Source organism: Leifsonia lichenia, assembly GCF_054780215.1.
The window spans coordinates 517042-539734 of record NZ_BAAGWT010000002.1 but is presented as its reverse complement, the minus strand read 5'-3'; the positions used below and the strand labels follow the sequence as shown (position 1 = coordinate 539734).

The following is a 22693-nucleotide window of genomic DNA, read 5'->3' as shown; positions in this document are numbered from 1 at the left end:
AACCCATCTTTCTAGGAGTCTTCGTGTCCAACCCTCTCGCTGCTGGTTCCCTCGACGGGAAGCGCGCGCTCATCACCGGTTCGTCCCGCGGAATCGGTGCAGACACCGCCCAGTACCTCGCCGCCGCCGGCGCGCGTGTCGTCATCAACTTCCGCAACAAGGAGGCCCGCGCCGTCAAGCTCGCGGACAGCATCAGGGAGGCGGGCGGCACGGCGATCACGGTCGGCGCCGACCTCACCGATCCCGCATCCGTCTCCGGGATGTTCGACACCGTCCGCTCCGAATGGGGCGGCCTCGACATCCTGGTGCTGAACGCGTCCGGCGGCATGGAGTCCGGCATGGCGGAGGACTACGCGATGCAGCTCAACCGCGACGCGCAGGTCAATGTCCTGACGGCCGCCCTTCCGCTGCTCGACGCCGGTTCGCGCGTCGTGTTCGTGACCAGCCACCAGGCGCACTTCATCAACACCACGCCGACGATGCCGGAGTACGAGTCCGTCGCCATCAGCAAGCGCGCCGGCGAGGACGCCCTGCGCGCGCTCATCCCGGCGCTGACCGAGAAGGGTGTCGAGTTCGTTGTCGTGTCCGGCGACATGATCGAGGGCACCATCACGGCGACGCTGCTCAACCGGCTGAACCCCGGCGCCATCGACGCACGCAAGGAGGCGGCCGGAAAGCTCTACAACGTGAGCGAGTTCGCGGCCGAGATCGCGCAGGCGGTGGTCGACCCCATCCCCGCGGACCACACGCGCCTGGTCGGCGACGTCTCCGATTTCGCGCCGGTCGCCGAATGAAAGCCGCCGACCTCGGGCTGCTGACCGGCGTCTCCACGCCCACCGTGCACCCCGGCGGAACGCGCGCCGTCGTCGCGGTCACGCATCCCTCGCTGGAGGCCGACGCGACGGTCGGTCAGCTCTGGACCGTGCCGCTCACCGGGCACGCCGCCCCCAAACGGTTCACCCGTGGCTTCCGGGACACCGCTCCGCAGTTCTCCCCGGACGGCCGGCTGATCGCGTTCCTGCGTTCCGTGCCGAAGTCCGCCCCGCAGCTCTACGTGGTGGATGCGGCGGGCGGCGAGCCCGTGCAGGTCACCGACAGGAAGCTCGGCGTGTCCGAGTTCGCCTGGGCTCCCGATGCGCGCGCGCTGGCGTTCGTCAGCCGCGAGCCGGAGCAGGGCCGCTACGGCACCGTGGACGGACGGGAGGCCAACGCGGAAGCGCCTCGCCACATCCGCACCCTGAAATATCAGGCGAACGGTCTCGGATACACGAACGACCGGCGTGCGCACGTGTTCAGCGTCCCTGTGCCGGACGTGTGGGGCGAGCCGGTCCCGAAGGCGGCGCCGGAGGCGGACGGGACCACCGCATCCACGCCGCTGGTGGAAGAGCCGCGGCAGTTGACCTCGGGGGAGTGGGACGACGCGTCGGTGGCGTTCTCGCCGGACGGCGCGACCATCGCGTTCGTGTCCGCCCGCCACGACGGCAGGGACGACGATCTGCGCTCCAGCGTGTTCCTGCTCGCGGCCGACGGCTCCGGCGACCCGCGTGACGTCACCTCTGAGCACGGGAACTTCTCCGTCGTCGACTTGGCATACGGTCTGAACGGCGTGCTCTACTTCTCCGCACAGGACGTGGGGGAGAGCGGCAGGGACTTCGTCGGCCGCAACACGGCGCTCTACGCCATCGATCAGCAGGGCGCGATCGACCAGCAGGGCGAGGCGCCGCGGCGGCTCACCGACCCAGAGACGGTCGACCTCACGGAGAGCGCCATCGTGGCATACACTGACGACTCCGTGCTGGTGACCGACCGCAGCAGGGGAGCACTCGCGCTCACGGCTGTGACGTCCAGTGGCGAGGTGCGCCGTCTCACCGATCCGGTGACGGTGGTCGGGGGCGTCGCCGTGGCCGGGGACGTCGTCGTGGCGTCGGTGGCGGACGCGGAGACCGCTGGCGACGTCGCCGTCGTCGGAGACGGCGGGCTGCGGAAGCTCACCGACTTCTCGGCGGCGCTGCGCTCCGCCGGGGTGCTCCCGATCCGCGAGGCGACCGTGACCGCGCGCGACGGATACCCGGTGCACGGCTGGGTGGTCGCGCCGGAGGGGGATGGACCGCATCCCGTGCTGTTGAACATCCACGGCGGCCCGTTCGCGGCGTACAACGGGAGCCTGTTCGACGAGGCGCAGGTGTATGCGGCAGCGGGCTACGCGGTGGTGATGTGCAACCCCCGCGGCTCGGCAGGCTACGGGCAGGAGCACGGCCGGGTGATCCGCCAGGCGATGGGCACCGTCGACCTGACCGATGTGCTCGACTTCCTGGACGGGGTGCTCGCGGAGAACGCGGGCTTCGACGCATCCAGGGTCGGCATCATGGGCGGATCGTACGGCGGCTACCTCACCGCGTGGACCATCGCGCACGAGCACCGTTTCGCCGCGGCCATCGTGGAGCGCGGCTTCCTCGATCCGGAGGGCTTCGTCGGCACGAGCGACATCGGCAGCTTCTTCGGCGACGAGTACGTCGGCACCGATCCTGAGCTGATGCGGTCGCAGAGCCCGCAGGCCGTGGTCGGCGACGTGCGCACCCCGACGCTGGTGCTGCACTCCGCCAACGATCTGCGCTGCCCGCTCGGGCAGGCGGAGCGCTACTACGCGGCGCTCAAGCGCAGCGGGGTGGATGCGGAACTGCTCATCTTCCCCGGAGAGGACCACGAGCTGAGCCGGGCTGGGCGCCCGCGGCACCGCGCGCAGCGGTTCGACGCGATCCTGGACTGGTGGGCGCGGCACCTGCCGAGCGCTGACAACCGTCCTTAACGGCGAGTGGTCCCGAATTGCCGCGGGCGCAGACGCGCGTGCGGCAATTCGGGACCACTCAGTGTGTTAGGCCGCGGCGGGCGCCGAGGTGGCCGCGAGCACGTCCCTGCCGAACGTGAAGGCGCGGACGATGCCGATGATGCCGAGCACGATCAGTGCGATCGCGGCGAAGATCAGCAAGAACAGTGCGGACGACGCCGGCAGGAACAGCACCACGATTCCGGCAAGGATGCTGATGATGCCGAAGGTGATCGCCCAGCCGGACGACGCGGCGCGGCCTGCCTCGGCGATGGCCATGATGCCCTCGATGATCCACGCGACGCCGACGAAGGCGATGGCGAGGATGACCAGGGTCGCGGCGGCGACGGTCACGTTCTTGAGGGCGATGATTCCCGCGAAGACGAGCAGCGCACCGAACACGATGTGCATCGCACGGATGCCGCCGGTGATCCCCTTGCTGAAGATCCCGATGGCCAGCCGCATGACGCCGGCGACGATGAAGTAGATGCCGAGGAAGAACGCGACGACCGCGATGGTCTTCACCGGCCAGAACAGCAGTACGACGCCCAGGATGAGCGCGACGGCACCGCTGATGCCGAGAGCGGCGCGCACGCCGTTGATCGCGCCGCGGGTGAGATCCGCTGCGTTGAGGGCGAACTCTTGGAACGGAGCTGAAGTGGAGCCTGGTGTCGACATGATGATCCCCTTGATCCTTCGGTGCCGCGACATGCTGCGGCTCTCCTGCTGACACTATCGCTCCCGTAGCGGTGGCCACCGGCGTATGACGGCGTTTCCGCGCGGCCGGCGCGGCGGCGGACGGGCGGCGGACGGGGGAGTGCGGAGGCCGCCCATCCTTGCCGTCAGGTGAGGAAAGCTCTACATTAACGACCAGGCACCCGCGACGCCAGCAGCCGCGGTCGTAGATTCGAGGTGCTGTGTGCCTTCCGTGCTCTATTCACTCGGCCGTTGGGCGTTCCGGGCGCGCGGACGGGTGCTGGCGTTCTGGGCCGCCGTCATCGTGGTGTTCTTCGCGACGGCCGGACTGCTGAGCACGGGCACCGACAATACGTACACGATCCCCGGCACCGAGTCGCAGCAGGCGCTGGATGCGCTCGCCAGGACCTTCCCGCAGGTCAGCGGGACCTCCGCGCAGCTCGTGGTGGTCGCGCCGGCCGGCGCGGACGTGCGGGATGCCAGCATCCAACCGCTGGTGGAGTCCGCTGTGGCGGCGATCGGGGAGGTTCCGCAGGTGTCGAGCGCGACCTCGCCGTACGGTTCGAGTTCGACTACGAACATCAGCTCGGACGGCGCGGCGGCGCTCGCGCCCATCCAGTTGTCGGTGGCGCAGAGCCAGGTGCTCGACAGCACGAAGGATTCGCTGCAGGCCGAGGGGAGGAAGCTCGCCGCATCCCTGCCGCACGGATCGCAGGTGGCGGTGGGCGGACAGCTCTTCGCGCAGACCGACACCGGAATCAGTGTGACGGAGCTGCTGGGCATCGCGGTGGCGTTCGTGGTGCTGGTATTCACGTTCGCGTCGTTCGTGGCCGCTGGGCTGCCGCTGGTCACGGCGCTGCTCGGGGCAGGGCTGTCGCTGTCGCTTATCTTCGTCGCGACCCGGTTCACCACCATCACGTCCACCACGCCGCTGCTCGCGCTGATGCTGGGCCTGGCGGTGGGGATCGACTACGCGCTGTTCATCATCTCCCGGCACCAGGACCAGCTCGAACACGGCGTCGAGCCGGAGGAGTCCGCCGCGCGAGCGGTGGCGACAGCGGGGTCGGCGGTGGTGTTCGCGGCCATGACCGTCATCATCGCGCTGCTCGGCCTGTCGGTGGCCGGCATCCCGTTCCTGACGACGATGGGGGTGGCCGCCGCGCTGGCCGTGGGAATGGCCGTGGTGATCTCGATGACGCTGACGCCGGCGCTGCTCGGGTTCGCGGGGATGCGGGTGGTGGCGAAGCGGTATCGCGGGGTGCGGGAGGGGGCCGGGGTCGAGGTCGCCGACGAGCCCGTCACGCGCGGCTTCTTCCTCGGCTGGGTGCGCACGGCGACGAAGTGGCCGATCGTGACCGTGCTCGCGGTGGTCGCGCTGCTCGGACTCGCGACCGTTCCGGCCGCCCAGCTCAGGCTGGCGCTGCCGGATGCCGGGTCGCTCGACACGCACGAGCCCGCCAGGATCGCGTACGACCTCATCGGGACGCATTTCGGCCCAGGGTACAACGGTCCGCTCGTCGTGACCGGGCAGATCATCCAGAGCACAGACCCGGTCGAGCTCATGGACGAGCTGGCCACCGAGATCCGGAGCGTTCCCGGTGTCGCGGCGGTGCCGCTGTCGACCCCGAACCAGCCGGGCGACACCGGAATCGTGCAGGTGATCCCTGTCGGCGGTCCGGACTCGGAGCAGACCAAGGACCTCGTCGCGGCCCTCCGCGGGATGCACGAACACTTCCTCGCCGAGTACGGCGTCGACCTGTCGGTCACGGGATACACGGCGGCCGGCATCGACATCTCCGCCAGACTCGGTCAGGCGCTGCTGCCGTTCGCGCTCGTGGTCGTCGGCCTGTCGCTGGTGCTGCTCGCGATGGTGTTCCGCTCGATCGTCGTTCCTGTCACCGCGGCTCTCGGCTACCTCCTGTCGGTCGGCGCCGCATTCGGGGTGACGAGCCTGGTGTTCGAGAGCGGTTTCCTCGCGGGCCCGCTCGGTGTGAGCTCTCTCGGCTCGGTGATCAGTTTCATGCCGATCATCCTGATGGGCGTGCTGTTCGGGCTGGCGATGGACTACGAAGTGTTCCTGGTCAGCCGGATGCGCGAGGACTACGTGCATCACGGAGCGGCCAGGCGCGCAGTGGAGCAGGGCTTCGTCGGCTCCGCGCGGGTGGTGACGGCGGCGGCACTGATCATGTTCGCGGTGTTCGCCGCGTTCATCCCGGACGGCGACGCGTCCATCCAACCGATCGCCCTCGGGCTGGCGGTGGGCGTGCTGATCGACGCGTTCGTGGTGCGGATGACCCTCATCCCCGCGGTGCTGGTGCTGTTCGGCGACAGGGCGTGGTGGATGCCGGTCTGGCTGGACCGTGCTCTGCCGTCCTTCGACGTGGAGGGCGAGGCGCTGCAGGAGGAGCTCGCCGCCGCCGACTGGCCGGAGCCGGGGGAGCGGATCGCGATCGCCGCGTCGGAGGTGGCAGTCGGACGTCCGTGGCGACCGGTGGTGAGCGGCATCGACGCTGTGGTGCCCGCCGGGGATGCGCTGGTGGTGTGCGGCGGAACCGCGAGCGCGCGCACCGCGGTGCTGCTGGCGCTGGCGGGGCGGGCGCGCGTGGGAGGCGGGCGACTGAAAGTGGCCGGGTACGTGCTCCCCGCGAAGTCCGCGGCGGTGCGGCGGGCGGTGGGCGTGGCGCGGCTCGGCGGGGGCGGCGCGGGTGCTGTGGATGCTGGCGGTGTGGATGCTGGCGGCGTGGATGCTGGCGGCGTGGACGCAGACGGTGTGGATGCAGACGGTGTGGACGCAGACGGTGTGGACGCAGACGGCGGGGGAGGCATGAACGCTGCCGCTGCGGTGCGGGCGGCCCTGCAGGGCGGGGTGCGCGTGCTGGTGGTCGATGACGTGGATGCGGTGCGCTGGCCGAGCGAGCGGGCTGCGGTCGCGAACGTGCTCAGGAGGGCGGGTCGCCGTCGTGCCGAAACGGTCGGCACGGTGCGGGAGGATGCGGTGCGGGAGGACGGGGCCGGCCCCGCGCATCCACTGACGATCGTCGTGTCGTGCATGGAAGCGGACGGCGCCGATGACGTGCTGCCAGGGGGCATGAAACGTTTCGTGCTGGACCTCGACGCCCGTGGAGGGTCGAGCACGGCACCCGCGACACCCGCGACACCCGCGGCGGAGCCGGAACGGGAGCTGATCTGACATGGGCGGCAGGGCGTTCACGGCGCGGTTCGGGCTCGAGAAGATCGGGCCGTTCACGGTCGTCGGCTTGTTGGTTCTGCCGCTGGTGGTCGGCGGACTGCTCATGCTGGCGCTGTGGAATCCCAGCCAGAACCTGAACAGGGTGACAGCGGCGATCGTCAACGACGACCTTCCGGTGAGCGTGAACGGTCAGACGGTGCCGCTCGGGCGGCAGTTCGCGGCCGGGCTGATCGGCGGCGGGGCGTCGTCGGCGTCCGGGCAGCAGGGGGCGTCCCCGGACGGCTCCGCGAACGACACCGCGAACCTCTCCTGGGTGCTCACCAACGACTCCGACGCGAAGGACGGACTGGCCGCCGGGCGGTATGTGGCGGTCGTGACCATTCCGCCGTCGTTCTCCGCAGACGCGACCTCGATCTCCGGGCCGGCGGCCGACGCGAGGAAGGCGACGCTGCACGTGACGACGAGCCCGGCCTCAGCGCTTCTCGACCCGACCGTGACGGCGGCCGTGGTGCAGGCTGCGACCACCTCGCTGAACACGCAGCTCACCAGCCAGTACCTCAGCAATGTGTACGGCGCGTTCAACACCATCGGCGAGCAGATCGGACAGGCGGCGACCGGGGCGCAGAGCGTCGCATCCGGTGCGGACTCGCTCGCGTCTGGCGCACAGTCGGCGGCGTCGGGGGCGGCGTCTCTGTCGGCCGGGCTGGTGCCGCTCGACGCCGGCGCGAGCAGCCTCGCTGCCGGGCTCGCCGAGCTCAGCGCCGCCGCCGCACCGCTGCCAGGCCAGACCGAAGCGTTGGCGCAGGGTGCAGGAGGGCTCGCGGGCGCGGCGGGGACCGCATCCGGGTCGGTGGCGCAGGCGACGCAGCGGTTCTCCGCTGTCGTAGCGCGGATCTGCCAGACGCCGGGAAGGCTGTGCGACGACGCGACGAACGCGCTGGCGTCGCTCGAAGCCGCGAAAGGGGGAGTCGCGCAGTTCGCGGCGGGCGCGGATCAGGTCGCTGCCGGAAACGCGGCGCTGGCCTCTGCGATGCCCACGCTCGTCGCCGGAATCGACTCGTCGGCGTCGGGGGCGGCGTCCGTCGCCTCCGGCGCCGCCCAGGCGGACTCGGGGGCGAGCACGCTGGCGACGGGGACCGCGTCGGTAGCGGCGGGGGCGACACAGGTGGATGCGGGAGCGACGCAACTCGCCCAGAGCCTGGCCGAGGCGGCGCAGAAGATCCCGGCATACAGCGACTCCGACATATTAACGCTGTCCGCGGTCGCGGCGCACCCGGTTGACGACGCGACGGTGCGCGGCCACGACGATCGGCAGACGGCGCCGCTGCTCGCAGTGATCGCCCTGTGGGTGGGAGGGCTCGCCACGGCGCTCGCCCGTCGCTCCGTGCCGACGAGCGAACTGCTGTCGACACGCTCATCGGTGCGCCTGGCAGCGCAGAGCGCCTCGCTCACAGCACTGGTCGGCGTCGGCCAGGGCGCGCTCGTCGCGGCGGCCGCGCAGGTGGGACTGGGCCTCACACCCGGCGGCTGGCTGGGGTTCACGCTGCTGTGCTGTGTGACCGGCGCGGTGTTCGGGCTGCTGAACCAGGGGCTGGCTGCCGCGTTCGGCGCGGTCGGGCGGCTGGTGGCGGTGATCGTGGCGCTTGTGGCGTTCGGGGCCGGGCTGACGTCGACGGTGCCGCCGGTGCTCGCGGGGTTCGCGGGGTCGCTGCCGACCGCATCCGGATTGGCCGTGCTGCAGCTGGGGATCGGGATCGGGGATGCAAACGGGGGAGCGCTGGCGGGCGCGGTGGTGGCTGTGGTGGCGTGGGGTGCCGTCGGCCTGGCGCTGGTGTGGGCAGGGGTCGCGGCGCGGCGGGGGATTCGAGTGCGGGGGCGAGCAGTGGATGCGGGTGGGTCGTTTGCTGGCGCTCAGATTGAGCAGGGGGATAACATTCGCCAACGAGAGAGGGGCTGCTAATGAGCATCGGTGAACCTCCAATCTGGACAACCTACTTCGACGAGGTCGAACTCCCGGAGCCGGTGAGGGTTGCGATAGGACGGGCCGCCGAACGAATCGGCGAAGTGGACGTCAACCGACCGGACGGGCAGGCAACCGCATTCGAGCCGTTCGACGTCAGTGCGCCTGTCGATCCGCTGGACGTTATCCGGCCTGTGGAATTCGCCTTCCGTTTGCAGGGCGAGGAGGACCGCCAGTGGTCGCCGGTGTTCCGCAGCTACTTCGTGGAGTCGGTCGCTGCTCTGGCGCTGACGAGGGCCCGGTCTGGGCTGCCTCCGCTCGCGAGTGAGGATGTTGTCACCCTGCTCCGTGACGGGCTGAAGGTCTTCGAACCGTTCTGCGCTCCCGCGTAGACGGACGCTGCACTCATGCCTCATACGAAACTCTCGCGGTGGCCGCCTGAGGACGAGCCAGTGGGCAAGCGCATCGTGCGCTACGAACTGGGCATCCAGCGGTGCGCCTACATCGGCGCCGGGTACGGTGGCGTGTTCCTCCTCGCGGGGCTGGGCGGAGACCGAGTCTTCGCAACCACCTGGTGGTGGATAGAGCCAACGCTGGCGTCGGTGCTCACGCTCGGCATCCTCCTGCTGGCATGGGCCTACCTGAGCTTTGCGTGGGCTCTGCGCGATCTCCGACTGCGAGCCTACGACGCAACGCCTCCTGTAACGGCCGGCACATATCCACGCGTCGCGCACTGGATGTATGTGGCCTCATTCGTTCCGCTCGTTGCCGCCACGATGATCGTGCTCGCGTCGACCTGGATAGCGGCAAGCGCCCAGATGCCGGAGCCCGCGCAGCCGACGACCGTTGTGCCGTCGTCCACGCCGTGACGCTGAGGCGGGGCGCCCTGCGACGCCCGATGTTGGGTAGCTGATGATAATGATTTCGTAGCAAGGGCGGTGTTGGGGATTGCCAGCGATTCGGCCATCGTGGTGCCCGACGCGCGAATAGAGGCGAATCGGGACCCGTGTCGACGACTTGGTCTCGCACCCTGGTTCACTGGTTGAGTGCAGCACGCTCATCTCGCTTGAGCTGCGCGGGCAGGGTGCGGGTCGGAGGTGCTGAACCGAGGGACCGACGTTGAGGCCGGGTATCGGGACACCACCGCGACGATACTCGTTCAGGGAACGAAGAACTTCGCCCTTCTTCTGATGAGCGCTGGAGATTTTGCTCGCGCCCGGGAGGCGACGCTCCTGTGCAGGCGACGCTTCGTCCAGACCTAGAGTGCTGAGCTCGCCTGCAGCGGTGGAAGCTTCGATTGGTCAATCATCCACGTGAGTTCTGATCGGTTCCAGAGTGCCGCTTCGGTTTCGATCAACTGGATAGACCATTCGACAAGGGTGCACATGGAGCGACCCCGGTACATGTCTATTGTTGTGGGATCCCACGGTTCCGGGTTGGTGCGTCGGACCAGTGGTGGGTCATTCGCAGCGCCGTTGCAATACACGAATCGCCCCCAGTTGTCGTGACTGAGGGGCAGCCATCCCTCTGCGAAGTCAAGTGTGTCGGGCTCGTTGTCCGGGTCGCTGATCAGTTTCATTAGCGCGTCGTATCTCGAGAGCGCGTCCTCCAGAGAGGAATTCTCTAGGTATGGGATCGGTGGGGCGGACGCGTCGTGTGCGGAGGGCGCGTGCCATCCGTTGGACCACTCGAACCATGTGACAAGTTCGTCGGGAGCCCCCAGTTCGTGCTCGGCGAGCAGTTGTCTGACACGGCGAGCGGATAGTCCGGGCGCAAGCATTTGAGACAGAGGAACCCCTGCATTTGTCAGGGTGGAGTGGAGCTGATCAAGAAGAACGGTAAGAGCGGGTGCTCCGGCTGGGATTGCAGATGGTCCGTCGGCGGTTTCGACAATCACGCGGCTCTCATCTCTTGGCGTAAACGGGCGGAGGAGCTGGAATCTTGGGCGGAAGCGCAACCACGAGGAACTGTCGCATTAGCGTGTCCGTTGCTGGCACGCCAGCGAAGCATGCCCGGGCGAATGCACAGTGCAGTGTATGGGCGAAGCGTCTCGTAGGTATCCCGCGTTAGGCGTGCCGGTACCGGCTTGCCGCCCCCATCAGCTTCGTGAACCGCCGACGCGGCGCGTGTCAGCGCAAATAGCCCTAGGCCGAGCCCGAGCAGAGTGATAACAATGAATCCCGCGCACCACACAAGGGATTTGACCAATCCGCCGCCTGTAGCGATGACTATTAGCGGAGTTCCAAATACCAGAAGAAGCAGGACGATTGCGCGCGCGACGCGCATCGAGCGAACGAGTCCGAACACAGTCATGCTCTCACCATTCAAATCGCGGAGGTCCGGCGCTTATCAATTGAAAGCCACCAACCAGCGACGAGAATATCGGGCCTCCCGGGATCACAGCCACGAGAAAGCCGAAACCGCCAATTGCAAGGTTGGCCCAGCATGAGCTGTCGAGTCCGGTGGCAGCGCAACCCGCGAGGGCCCCAACCATGCCAACACCTGCAGCTACATAGGCAGTGTACATAGAGGCTGCCAATAGAAACGGTGCTGCCTCTGGACCGACGGACCTAAATTCAGGCAGCTAAACCCGCAGTCACAAAGGGCCGATAATGCACATTATGTCAGCTTGTAACATAGCTATACGCAAATTCTGCAGATAGCCCTAAATCGTGTATCCCCCACTCGCATCAACGAATACTCGATCTGATCGGCACTTTCTTGGCGCAGCGAGTCTTCAGTGGAATGTGGACTACACCACGGAATCGTTTTGTCGCTCGCTCCAGTAATGCGCGTCTGACCGGTACTTTCTTCCTTGCTACCTGCACGGATTGCGGATAGTCTGCAAGAAATGCAGACGGCTTGGGAGGCGAAATGGTCGACAAGATTGGTGGCCTCTCGTTCCTGCCGCTGCCCGATCGTGGGCCCGATAAGGATGCCTTCCTAGGCGAGGTTCTGACGGGTTGGAAGCGTCAACAGTTCACTAAGAACTTCGCAGAGAAGACCATCTCGCGACGGGTGAAGCGCGTTCTTGCATTCTGCGATTTCACAGGCAAGTTCCCGTGGGAATGGATGCCGGTTGACGCCGACGACTACTTCTCCCACCTCGTCAACGTGAAAGGCCTCGTCCAAGAGACGATTCGTGCCTATCAAAGCGATATCTCGCTATTTTGCGAGTACGCGACAAGTGATAGCTACCCGTGGAACGAATCCTGCGGCCGGATTTTCGGCACGCCGATGTCTCAGGTCATCACCGATCTGAACAAGGCACGGCACACTCAGGAAGCCACGATGGGGCCCGAGAAGCGGCCATTTGAGCTGGACGAACTTCAGCAGTTCTTTGACTTTGCAGACGACGAGGTGCGGAGGATCATCAAGTCGAGGGTGAAGGGCGGTCTCGCGGCTTGGCGGGACGTCACGGCGCTAAAGGTCTGCTACGGCTGGGGGCTCCGTCACGACGAACTGCGAAAACTCCAGTTGGTCGACTTCTCCCCGAGTGCGAAGGCACCATACTTCGGCGACTACGGTCTTCTCAGGATCCGCAACGGCAAAGCCAATAAGGGCGCACCCAAGAAGCAGCGGACGGTCCAGACCCTTCTCGACTGGGCAGCAGAGGCGGTCGCCGACTGGGTGGAGTATGGACTCCCCCGCTTCGGTGAGCCGATTACGCATCTCTTTCCGACCTCCTCGGGCGGCCTGGTAGCCGAGAATGACCTCTACATCCGGTTCAGGGGCTTCGTTGATTCGCTCCGCCTCGAGCCGGGCCTCGATGTCCATGGACTGCGGCGGTCCTACGCCACACACATGATCACCGTCTACGGCTATGACGAGAAGTTCATCTCGATGCAGCTCGGCCACGTGAACACCTCGACGACAACGATCTACACGCTCCCCTCAGCCGACTTCGCCGCAAGCGAGATGCAGCGGGTGCTCACAAAGGATCTCCTCAAGAGCAAGGGCAGACTCCTTCTCAAACCAGCCAGGAAGACAGGAAGGACACCACGATGAAGCATCAGATCGAGTACAAGTTCCATGTTCGGGAGCTGATGGCTCGAGTCGGAATCCACTCCAGCCGGGACCTGGTTGAGCCACTCCGCGACCGCGGAATCACCCTCTCTGAATCGCAGATCAACCGGATCGTCGCCCATAACCCAGAACGCATCTCATTCCAGGTCCTCGCCGCGCTCTGTGATGTCTTCGGAGTCGAAATGAACGAGCTAGTCACGTTTACCAGCAGTGAGGTTAAAACGACGCGCCGCAGAGTAGCCGGCGACGGCACAGACGTTCCGCTCCTAGAGGCGTACCGGCCGGTTCGAGCCCGCATCCGGCGCCCCGGTGATGACTGAGTTCAAACCGCGGGGTCGACCCCGCACGAACACGACTGGATTCAGCTGTGACCGCTGCGGCCGCGAAACAGGCAAGATCCGCGTCCGGTGGCCGGATGGAAGAATCTGCGGCATCTGCTTCACCAACGCTGTCCACACCTACGGGACCTGCCCTCTCTGCGACGAGAACAGGATGCTACCTGGCCGGTATGAAACGGGCGACGACATCTGCGCGGACTGTGCCGGGATCAGAACCAACCTGACCTGCGACAACTGCGGACTCGAGCGCGAACGATTCCGCGGCGGACACTGCATGGTCTGCGTCCTTACCACCGAACTGACCGCCCTCCTCAAACCTAACGATCCACCGGATCTTCGACTTAAACGCCTCATCACTGTTCTCACCGCGGTCGAGCGCCCCGAGAGTATCTACACCTGGCTACGCACCAGCGGCGGCGCCTCTACCGCGTTGCTGCGCCGCATCGGAGACCGCGAAATCACGTTGTCGCACGAGGCATTCGACGCGCTCCCGAAAACCCACGCGGTCGAGCACCTTCGGGCCATTCTGACGCACAACCGGATGCTCCCCGCGCAAGAGGATCGACAGCTCGCCATGTTCGAGCAATGGCTCGACGAGCGTCTCGAGCAGCTCGAGACAACACCAGAGATCCACTCCCCCATCGAACGATTCGCGAAATGGCACCACCTCCGCCGACTCAAGGCAGAGTCGTCGGAGACGAAGAACATGAACTACGCGATGCGGAACGCGAAACAGGAGATCACCGAAGCAGGCAAATTCTTGCGTTGGCTTCTTGACGAGCACGGCAAAACGAGCGCCTCGATGGGTCAGGTCCACATCGACCAATACTTGTCAGAAGGAACCTCGACGCGGAAGCATATTCGCAACTTCATCCGCTCCCTCAGTCGCGAGAAGAGCGTTACCGGGGTCGACGTACCCGTCCGCCAGGCGCAGACCACGCCGATGCTGACCCAGGGACAGCGCCTCGATCACATAAAGACACTGCTCGAGACGGTCAACATCAGCGAGTCCATCCGGCTTGCGGGCCTCATCTTTCTTCTCTATGGCATTCCAATTGGCCGGCTCTGCATGATGACCGTTGACCAAGTCGAGGTGAAACCGAACATCGGCATCAGGGTCACGTTCGGACGGAACCCGGCGCCCGTCCCCGACGAGTTGATCCCGCTATTCCTCGCTCACCTCGACGCACGGGATCGCGGCGGCACCGTGAACACAGGAACGAACTGGCTCTTCCCCGGCACCAGGGCAGGGCGTCCCCGCTCCCCAAATACGCTCCTGGCCCACTTACGAGAACGCGTCGGAATCGACCTCCAAGGCGTCCGGAACACCACTATCCGCGGACTGGTTGAAGAGATCGACCCCACGTCTCTCTCCCGCATGCTCGGTTACAGCAAACAGATCATGGCCAAGCACGCCACTGCAGCCGCGGTCCCCTGGTCGAGCTATGTCATCGACAAGAACCCGCAGTATGCCTCCGAGCGTCCCCGTGGGGACAGTCCGAAATTGCGACGCTAAGCAATTCCGCCTTCGTAGGCCGAGCGACGCTGACAGTTAAAAGTGACGCATCGGCAAGGTGATCTTTTGGCGTGGCATTTTAGAACTCAGCCTCGATTGCTCCGACTGCTATCGGCGCCGCAAGTCTGGAGCGGGGCTGGGAAGGAGGTCGCTTAGATCAACCTCAAGTGCCTGAGCGATCCCTAGCAACGAGCGAAGGGAAGGGTTGACCGGAGCACCCGGCCTCGACTCCCCCTTCTCATACTTCTGATACGTGAAGCGAGTGAGTCCCGCACGGTACGCAACGTCTTCCTGACTGAGGTTCAAACGCTCCCGAGTGGCGCGGAGGGAGGTAGCGAATCGCTGAGCGTACTCGCTCCAGTCCGCCCCAGGTTCCTTGCCTCGTCGTGCCACGCTTCAAGCGTCGCGAAGACGGGCTTCGGGTATGGCCTATTCCGTATGGCATAATTTCGTTGGCCATACGAAACAATCGACTTCTGCCGGATCACCTCCACTCTGCACGTGTGCTGCCCGCCTTGAGGACGCCGGTCGCACCGCGGGGCGGACCCGACCCGTGCGACCGCGATTGTGATGGTGAAGGTGCCGAACAAGGCATTCCCGACTTGGTGGCGCGGCGCCCCCCACCCGCCGCCCGCCTCATGGAAGTACACTTTCGAGCTGTTCACCGGAGATGACACAGGCGACGAATGGGCCCTTGCCGCTGCGATCTTCGTTGCCCAATATCGCCGACGTCACCCTTACGGCCCTACCTTCCGCGAGCTCTTCGAGCACCTCCTGGAGGACACCGGCGGGGTTCCCGCACGACTTCCGCGGGAATGGGATCGGCTTGAGCGAAGTCACGCCAACGGAGGGTTTCGAGGACACGTAACGCTCGATTGGCGACGGCGCGGCTACATCGGTTTCGACAAACACGTCACCCGTAGTCTTCGAGTGGGCCCGCGCTTTCGCGAACGATCTCGCCAGCTCCAGAAGGCTCGGAGGCTCGAACGTGAAGGCGTTTCTGACGAACAGGTTGTTTCTCCGATCGCATCGGAGCCAATCGCAGGACCGACGCCTTCCATATGGTTGGCAGTTGATGCATCCGGCCCCCTCGAAGGCTTAGGAGAAGTTGCTCTGACCGCCGACGAAGTACTCGCACGACTACACGTCACACCTTCCGCCCTAAAGCGATTCCGTGAGGCCGGTTACCTCCACGCAATCGACTACGACGGTGAAGTGCGGTACCCCGCGTGGCAGTTCGCCAGCCAATTGAATCGTCCGGTTCTTCCAGGAATCGACATTGTCGCCACGGCGATACCGCGAGATTGGGAGCCCGCCCTGGTTCAGGCTTTCATGCGCACGCCGCTCGAAGACTTAGAACTCGACGGCGACCGCCAAACCCCTGTGCAGTGGCTCGATCGGGGTGGCGATCCGGTCACCGTCGCGGCAGTACTCAAGGCGCGCCGGCAATGACCACAAACAGAGCACCCCACCAAAGCGCTTCCGAGCGGCCCCTGCACCGAACCAGGGACCCAATCTCGAACGGTGAGGCCAAGGCACTCGAGAGCCTCATCCGTGCGGCACAGTTGCGCGGCAGAGATATGAAACTGGTCATTGCACTACTTCGCACCATGGCTGAGTTTGTAGCGGACGGCCATGACGCGGTATCCAGATCGAACGCACCTGCGGTCGCGGCGGAGGAGCTGAATCGCGATGACCCTCAGGCGAGCTCGATCGTGGACCCGAACCGAGGCTTGACGATATCGCCCACTTTGAAGGCACTTCTGAGCGCAGTGATCGACTCCCTCAGCGATGACGAGGCGGCACGCCACTTATCAATTGGCGTCCGTCAGGTGCGTCGTCGCGCCCTCGACGGCAGCCTCTATTTCTTCCGCGTTGGACGCAAGCGCAGGTACCCGCGTTGGCAATTCGCTGACAACCGCTACGTGTTGCCCGGCCTCACCGCTGTCGCTCAGGCTCTACCTCGCCATTGGTCGCCCGAACGAGCGCAGGCATTCATGGAGAACCAAGATCCTCGTCTTCGCCTTCGTGGCACCTCTCGATCTCCCGTCGAGTGGCTGCGGTCCGGCGGGGACCCGTCCCGGATTGCCGAGCTAATCGCTGGCATCCACATTGTCGATGACAGTGCAGAAGTAGACCACCTTGCCGGACAAGAACGCGGTGACACGGCTGCGGGACCCGGCGAACCGGACGGCACAGCGAGGGACCCGGGCCCCGCGAAATGAAGGGATCGCGATTGTTCCTGGCGACAATTTCTTCAATCTCCACGATCTACTTATGAAGAGCAACGGAGCGAGGCCCTGGCTTCGAGCTGAGGACGAAGCCCGCAGACTACCGATCAATCAGGTCGTCGTGCGCCTTCGCGCCGTATTAGGCGCGCGACTGGTTGCTTACATCGGGAACGTCACAATCACGAGCGTCGTACGAGAGTGGGCCGACGGGAAAGCCGTTCCGGATGCTGAGAACGACACCCGGCTCCGAACGGCCGTTTACGCGCTGGGCATCCTTGAACTGTGCCTTGACCCGGTAACCATCGGCACCTGGTTCAAGGGGATGAACCCGGTCCTGGGCGACGAGTCGCCCGCGCGCTTCATCAGAAACGCTGCACCAGATGCGGCGACCGATGTTCTAGTAGCCGCGCGTTCGATGCTGATCAATTAGCGCCCATCCCGCGGAAGGACGTCGTGCCCTCCGGCCTTGCCAGGAACCGAAGCACACGTGAGTGAGGCATTCAGATGCCTTCGCGCCGGGAGATGAGCATGCGCTCCATAAGCCGACATCCTTCTGGCGCCTCGCGTTGTCGTGGGCGCAGGCTATCGTTCGCGCCGTCTCTGTGCCTGCCGACCCGGTCTCAAATGGTGTTGACTTCATCGAGAGCGGAAGCAGTCTTGATTCGAGAGGGTTGATAGTGTCGCAGCCACATCAGATGCCGAGTCCGACTGGAGTGCGTATCGCCGGCGACGAGTACCAGTGGCTTCACGTTTGGAGGGCCTGTCTCCAGATCTTGCACGACCAGGTCAACGGCTCCGCGAACCCCGGTGCCTCAGTTGGCGTCGAAGAGCCGGGCGTTGGCAATGGCGATGACTTAGTGATCCACCGCGCCGCGCCGCCACACTCCTACGGCCAGGTCAAGTACACGGTCGACGCTTCAACGCCAGTGAACCTCGACTATCTCAAGCGCAGTGGAGTCCTGAAAAAGCTGGTCGCGACACACCAAGCTCTGACGGCCGATGGGACCCCGTGCGAGATCCGGTTAGTAACCAACCGAGGCATCGATTCGGCTGACGTGCTTCTGCGGGATCGCGATGGCCGTGATGGCCGTCTCGTTCCACGGGCGGCGCAGGGAGGGCCCAATTCAATACGTGGAGTTGCTCGCAAGGAGTGGGCAGACGCGGCAGAGGTGGACGAGGACGCTTTGCTCGCGTTTCTCAACGTCTTCTACCTCGATCTCGGCTTCGACGTCGAACGACTCAGGCAAGAAGTCAGTCTCCTCATGACCGCCAACGGCCTCAAATCCGACCCCGCATCGGTAACGCTGGCGACGAACTGGGTTCACGGCAAAGTAATCAGCGGCCAACGCGAGTTGTTTCTCGCGGACATCAAATCCGCAATCGCCGAGCTCGGCCTTCTAGCTGGCACCCCTTGGACGACGGCTTCCATCGCTACGCTCGCGCACGACCCCTTGGCCGACCAGGCCCTAGCGGCTGTCGATTGGGTCGATCGGATGGATGGCGATTCGCCCTGGAATCGCGTGCAGCCTGAGCCGCCGAACACATTCGAGGACCTCGCGAGGGACCTAGACGCCCTGATCGCAGGTGTGGGGACCCACCGACGCGTTCTGCTGACTGGCAGCTTCCGTCAAGCAACCGGCTTTTACGTCGGTTCGGTCTTCAGACAGGTTCTCGGCTACGATGTCGCGATCCGTCAGAGGGCGGATCTCTGGTCTAGTGAGGCACCGACTCCAAGTTTCGCGGTCGCGGTGGAAGAACGGGACCTCGCCGGCGGTGACGACGTCGCCATCGTGGCCAACATAGCGACGGAGATAACCGACGATGTTGCCACTTGGGTGCGGGACCAAGACCTGCCCGTCGGAAAGCTTCTGGCCCTGACACCTGCACACGGTGCTGGACCAAACGCTGTGAACGGTCCCGGTGACGGTCATGGGCTCGCGATCGCAATTCGCGATCTCGCTCGGCGGAACGCTTCGGGTGGCGGGCGCACCCACCTTTTCCTTGCGGGACCCCTCGGACTGTCGATCCTTCTTGGACATCATTGGAGTCGAGTTGGGACGACGGAAGTCTACGAGGACACCAGGCCAGGGTACGTGCTGGCCTACGAGGTGATCGGCTGAATTGTGACGGTGTAACTAGCGATCGACCTTCGTGATGAGTTCGATGCGCTGTAGGCGGGACGTGGTGACTGCCCACGCGGCAAGGGCGACGCCTCGATCCGTGCTTCGAGCGACAACCGACAGGAACGATGTAAAGCCGAGCTCCGGATCCTCTAGATGTTGCCTATAAGTTCCGAGGTCTGCATCGCTCGGCATCAGCGATCCATGAGGATGGGTATGCCAGTCGCCAATCCATTGGGCCTCGTCTGCATTCCAGGCATCCGTAGCGAGCGATTGCGCGTGAGTCAGGTCCCGCAGAAAGAAGTCGCGCCTGTGGACCGCATACGGTCCGGGATCACCTGCTACCGAAACCAAGAACCCGCCAGACTCTAGATGACCCAACAGAATCCCGCCGGTTTCCACCACCGTGTCGCCAGTAGCAACCTCCAACACGATTGCGTCGATCGCGCCCTTCTGCAGGACCGCCCGGCTGGGAATCGAAGTCAGCTGATCGAACAAGTCGCGCATCCAAGTCGTGGCGGTGGTATGGAATCCCAGCGGAGCTCGCCGGCGTACGTGAGGTCGAACGGAGGCGTGAGACCAGGCTGCGGGCGCAATCCCAGGAGCGCATGCTCACCCGGCAGTTGTTGCGTTGCATCCCCGTGGAGCGACTCGAGAAGGGTAGCCACGGTGACCTTCGCAGCCAGGTTTCCGACAAGGCTCAGATCGTGCGGTATCGCCGTCATTGGCTTGTGAACCAGACCCGTCCCATATGCGAGTTCCTGGTTGGCCTCAGCGTCCAAAGCCCCAGCTTCACTCAACGCGGCTCGCTGGCACAGTAAGCACCCGAATCTGCGACCGGGCCGAAGGCGGATGATTTCGCCGATTCCGCCATCGTTCAGAACGCACGCCATCACCGCGGGTTTGCCGGCAATTCGAGCCAGATGGCTGACGACCCGCCTTGGGGCGATGCCGTCAGCTGTACAGAGCACAAGATCGACGTCGGCCAACAGCGCCGCGAAAACCTCAGCGCGAGCCACAACGTCAAGGCTGTGCGCCTCGACCGTGGTCCGAGACTCGGGCGCCGAATGCGCTGTTCTCTGAGCGATCATGTCGCGCAGTCCAGCGACCTTGCTGGCGCCAACACCGGCTGGACCGAGTCGGTGACGCACCAAGTTGTGCCAGAGCAGCCGATCTGGATCGATCAATACCAAGCGGCCGAGGCCCAACTCTGACATCGCGAGAGCGGCATGCCCGCCAATGCTCCCGGCACCCACAATCGCGACCGAATTTCTGGCCAGCTGTTCTACCGGCCACGCCTCTGAAAACTGAACTGCGCCGTACGCAGAGGGCTCGACGTGAAGAGGAAGAGGAGTGACACCATCCCGAGTGATTTGCCATCCAGTGAACTCCGGCAACTCATGTCCGCCATCACGCGGCATCAGGCGCGTGACAAGGAGGCCGGTGTTGCCGCCGGGGTCTTCTACATTACGCGCGAGCTCACGGAACTTGTCGAACGGATACGCCCCAGAGGGACGGCTGCTAAGCCAGATATGAAGGAGCGTCAAATCGACGTCATTAGATTGCATCCACTGGGCGCGGAAAGTTTCGTCGCCGTACTTGAGGGCCTGGAACTCTGCAGGAATCGCTACCTGAATTCGAACGTCCGGCGCTGTCTCGACCTGATCGATGACGAAGGCGTCAGTGGCCGGCGAGCGATGCATTCGCAAATCTCCGCGGACAGACGTGGAGTCGCGGATCAGTCGAACTGCGTCAGAAGTCAGAACAATGAACGGTTCGCTCTGCATTATGCGTCCCGGGATTCGCGGCGGTGTAGCGCCTCCGCGACGAGATGGTCGTGCGAGCCGTCGGAGACAATGCCCGCGACGGTCATCTCATCAATTACTCCGGAACGCATCAGCGTGTACTCGACGTGCCAGGCACATGCCTTGAGTAAGAGGTCCACGACGCTAGCCTCCGGGATCCAAAGTCCCTCTGACTGCAATAGGCAAAGAGCTCCACCGGGCAACACATGCCAGCGCGTGAGGGATTCTTCGTGCATTTGAGGTTGCGGGTCGATAGGTACGATCACCGGCGGAACCATCGGATGAGCCGACGAGAACAGCAGCGCTACCTCGATCGGTTCCGGGAGCAACTCGCTCAGACCCTTCGGCACCGGCCGCTCGAAGGGCCAAACAGGCAAGGTCCCGTGATACCCGCCGTAAGAGAATCCCTGGCTACGTGGTTCCACATACTTGAGGCCCGGGGCAAATTCCTCGACCTCTGCACGGTCACGCTCGAGTCGCGCCGGATCCCAATCCGACCAGATGCGGAGCGCCTCAACGCGGACTTCCGAGGTCATCCTTGGGGGGTGTCCTTCACTGGGCGAGGTTCGCTCGTGGCCGCCGCGCCTGTGGCCGCAGTGATCACAGGGAAGCTGGGGCCGAAGATTTTCGCCCAGTGTTCGGTGGCTGAGGCAGGATTGTTCGCGCCTTGTGCCGAGATCGCAGCCGACGCAGAGTCACGCGCGTCAGACAATGCAGACTCGAACTCGGCATAGTCGAGGTCTCTTTGAATCGGACCGCACAACCCCGCCGGGTCCGAAACATCGGTACCGCTACCGATGGCGAACGCGGCACCCGCAAAGAACTTGACGATTGCCCCGGGCTGGTTGGAGTCAGTGGGCAGATGGTCCAGGGCGAGTGTCTCCATCACCAGTGACTTAATCTTGGTCGGCTGATTCGAAGCCCACCACTTCAGCATTCGGACGGTGCCCGCGTATGAGCGCCATTCGGCGTGGCGCCTCCGGACCTCCTCGATCAGGTACTCAGGGTTCGTGCGGATCCACTGCTGTGAGTAGTTTTCGGGAACAAGGAATCCCACATCAGTTCGAAGCGCCGGCATGACGTCGACCGTTAAAGCATTAGCGTCATCAGGATCGTCAAGGAAACACTTGACCGCGTGGTTTCGCTTGTCTGCGCGCCGGACGATTTGATCAATCTCGCCCTTGGAGCCAAGTAGAGTTCGAACTCGTTCTTGTGCGTGGAGCAGGGCGTCATCTGCTGATGCGCCGGTCTGTCCCCAAGTCGAATGTAGGGCGGCGTCGAATACAACCACGAGGTCTACGTCGTGAATGGGGTCCTTGTGCGTGCCTCGCGCCAAGGAACCAGACGGCACGACTTCGACCACATCAGCCTGGGACGAGAACGCGATTTCGAAAATACTGCGTCGCCGCCGCGCTTCCTTGACGGCTTCCGGGTCTGCATTGACTACCGATTGAAAAGACTTGAACGAATCGAGTACGGACACGAAGCTCCTTCGGGTAGAGGCCGTAGAAAGACCGTACCGTTTACCGCCGACGCTCCGCCGGTGAAAGCGCCGGTGTAAGTTGTCCTTCCCTCCGACTGCAGCTCGGGAAAATCTGAGTGTCGGCCCCCAAGGGATGTGTCTGCCGTCGGCGCGGATTGTCCTTTCGTCACGCAACTCGTCCCTTGCTGCGTCATCAACACCTCGAGGTGGGGCCCGGGTTCACCGACGCAGCGGATACATGGGGTCCGGGCGATACAGCTTGTATTCGGAACTGTGCAGGGTCGACCCGGTTCCGAGATCGATCGCGCGGTCGAGCGAGCGAACCGCAAGCTAGCGGACGGGACCATCTAGCCGGCGGTGAGACCAGCCAATCTAGTGACAGCAATTGCAGTAAAAGTTCCGTAGTGACAGGCTTCAAAGCCGATCGACGCGACGGCGCTGTAGACCGTCCGAATGCGCTGTCTTTTCGCTCGGTAGGTTGTGGATCAGATCTCACTTTCTCCC

18 protein-coding genes are annotated in these 22693 nt (G+C 64.6%); 12 read left to right on the top strand and 6 right to left on the bottom strand.

Annotation, left to right across the window (positions count from 1 at the left end; all coding sequences use genetic code 11):
- The first annotated feature begins 23 nt into the window (after positions 1–23).
- Both ACYVGI_RS07095 and ACYVGI_RS07090 read left to right on the top strand, forming a co-directional pair.
- The gene (locus tag ACYVGI_RS07095) at positions 24–794 is read left to right on the top strand and encodes an SDR family oxidoreductase (RefSeq protein ID WP_460631934.1); all 771 of its coding nucleotides are present in this window, start codon (positions 24–26) and stop codon (positions 792–794) included.
- Entirely contained in the window at positions 791–2806 is a 2016-nt protein-coding gene (locus ACYVGI_RS07090; protein ID WP_460631933.1) for a S9 family peptidase, read from the top strand. Before ACYVGI_RS07095 ends, ACYVGI_RS07090 begins: the two co-directional genes overlap by 4 nt.
- 66 nt (positions 2807–2872) lie before the next feature.
- Here the strand turns inward: ACYVGI_RS07090 and ACYVGI_RS07085 are convergent, their stop codons facing one another.
- A complete protein-coding gene (locus tag ACYVGI_RS07085; protein ID WP_460631932.1) occupies positions 2873–3502 on the bottom strand; it encodes an HdeD family acid-resistance protein in 630 nt (209 codons plus the stop codon).
- Positions 3503–3743: 241 nt separating this feature from the next.
- Between ACYVGI_RS07085 and ACYVGI_RS07080 the strand changes: the two genes are divergently transcribed.
- The 7 genes from ACYVGI_RS07080 to ACYVGI_RS07050 all read left to right on the top strand — a co-directional run bounded on the left by ACYVGI_RS07080 (position 3744) and on the right by ACYVGI_RS07050 (position 14550).
- On the top strand, positions 3744–6710 hold the full coding sequence (locus ACYVGI_RS07080) for an MMPL family transporter (protein WP_460631931.1): 2967 nt from the start codon (positions 3744–3746) through the stop codon (positions 6708–6710).
- A 1-nt stretch (position 6711) separates the two neighbouring features.
- Positions 6712–8670: an ABC transporter permease gene (locus ACYVGI_RS07075; RefSeq protein WP_460631930.1), complete on the top strand. Its 1959-nt coding sequence runs from the start codon at positions 6712–6714 to the stop codon at positions 8668–8670.
- Positions 8670–9062 carry a hypothetical protein gene (locus ACYVGI_RS07070; RefSeq protein WP_460631929.1) on the top strand — a complete coding sequence of 131 codons (393 nt, stop codon included), beginning with the start codon at positions 8670–8672 and terminating at the stop codon, positions 9060–9062. The genes ACYVGI_RS07075 and ACYVGI_RS07070 overlap by 1 nt, the downstream gene beginning before the upstream one ends.
- A 60-nt stretch (positions 9063–9122) precedes the next feature.
- Positions 9123–9539: a hypothetical protein gene (locus ACYVGI_RS07065; protein ID WP_460631928.1), complete on the top strand. Its 417-nt coding sequence runs from the start codon at positions 9123–9125 to the stop codon at positions 9537–9539.
- Positions 9540–11544: 2005 nt separating this feature from the next.
- A complete protein-coding gene (locus tag ACYVGI_RS07060) occupies positions 11545–12678 on the top strand; it encodes a tyrosine-type recombinase/integrase (RefSeq protein WP_460631927.1) in 1134 nt (377 codons plus the stop codon).
- Entirely contained in the window at positions 12675–13016 is a 342-nt protein-coding gene (locus ACYVGI_RS07055; RefSeq protein WP_460631926.1) for a helix-turn-helix domain-containing protein, read from the top strand. The genes ACYVGI_RS07060 and ACYVGI_RS07055 overlap by 4 nt, the downstream gene beginning before the upstream one ends.
- Entirely contained in the window at positions 13009–14550 is a 1542-nt protein-coding gene (locus ACYVGI_RS07050; RefSeq protein WP_460631925.1) for a hypothetical protein, read from the top strand. Before ACYVGI_RS07055 ends, ACYVGI_RS07050 begins: the two co-directional genes overlap by 8 nt.
- Positions 14551–14658: 108 nt before the next feature.
- Here ACYVGI_RS07050 and ACYVGI_RS07045 read toward each other — a convergent pair whose 3' ends face one another.
- Positions 14659–14943, bottom strand: a complete 285-nt coding sequence (locus ACYVGI_RS07045; RefSeq protein ID WP_460631924.1) for a helix-turn-helix domain-containing protein — start codon at positions 14941–14943, stop codon at positions 14659–14661.
- 186 nt (positions 14944–15129) lie between these two features.
- On the opposite strand from ACYVGI_RS07045, the gene ACYVGI_RS07040 reads away from it, so the two are divergent.
- The 3 genes from ACYVGI_RS07040 to ACYVGI_RS07030 all read left to right on the top strand — a co-directional run bounded on the left by ACYVGI_RS07040 (position 15130) and on the right by ACYVGI_RS07030 (position 18901).
- Positions 15130–16002: a hypothetical protein gene (locus tag ACYVGI_RS07040; protein WP_460631923.1), complete on the top strand. Its 873-nt coding sequence runs from the start codon at positions 15130–15132 to the stop codon at positions 16000–16002.
- Between the two features lie 690 nt (positions 16003–16692).
- Positions 16693–17211, top strand: coding sequence for a hypothetical protein (locus ACYVGI_RS07035; RefSeq protein WP_460631922.1), 519 nt, complete (start codon positions 16693–16695; stop codon positions 17209–17211).
- Positions 17212–17383: 172 nt separating this feature from the next.
- The gene (locus tag ACYVGI_RS07030; RefSeq protein WP_460631921.1) at positions 17384–18901 is read left to right on the top strand and encodes an SAVED domain-containing protein; all 1518 of its coding nucleotides are present in this window, start codon (positions 17384–17386) and stop codon (positions 18899–18901) included.
- A 15-nt stretch (positions 18902–18916) separates the two neighbouring features.
- Here the strand turns inward: ACYVGI_RS07030 and ACYVGI_RS07025 are convergent, their stop codons facing one another.
- Genes ACYVGI_RS07025 through ACYVGI_RS07010 form a run of 4 tightly spaced genes read right to left on the bottom strand, consistent with a single transcriptional unit; the run spans position 18917 to position 22189 of the window.
- Positions 18917–19399 (bottom strand): Mov34/MPN/PAD-1 family protein, encoded by a 483-nt coding sequence (locus ACYVGI_RS07025; RefSeq protein ID WP_460631920.1) that lies wholly within the window; start codon positions 19397–19399, stop codon positions 18917–18919.
- Positions 19384–20688, bottom strand: a complete 1305-nt coding sequence (locus tag ACYVGI_RS07020) for a HesA/MoeB/ThiF family protein (RefSeq protein WP_460631919.1) — start codon at positions 20686–20688, stop codon at positions 19384–19386. Before ACYVGI_RS07020 ends, ACYVGI_RS07025 begins: the two co-directional genes overlap by 16 nt.
- Positions 20688–21242, bottom strand: a complete 555-nt coding sequence (locus tag ACYVGI_RS07015) for a hypothetical protein (RefSeq protein WP_460631918.1) — start codon at positions 21240–21242, stop codon at positions 20688–20690. The genes ACYVGI_RS07020 and ACYVGI_RS07015 overlap by 1 nt, the downstream gene beginning before the upstream one ends.
- Complete coding sequence (locus tag ACYVGI_RS07010; protein WP_460631917.1) at positions 21239–22189, bottom strand: SMODS domain-containing nucleotidyltransferase; 951 nt, start codon at positions 22187–22189, stop codon at positions 21239–21241. The genes ACYVGI_RS07015 and ACYVGI_RS07010 overlap by 4 nt, the downstream gene beginning before the upstream one ends.
- Positions 22190–22693: the final 504 nt, after the last annotated feature.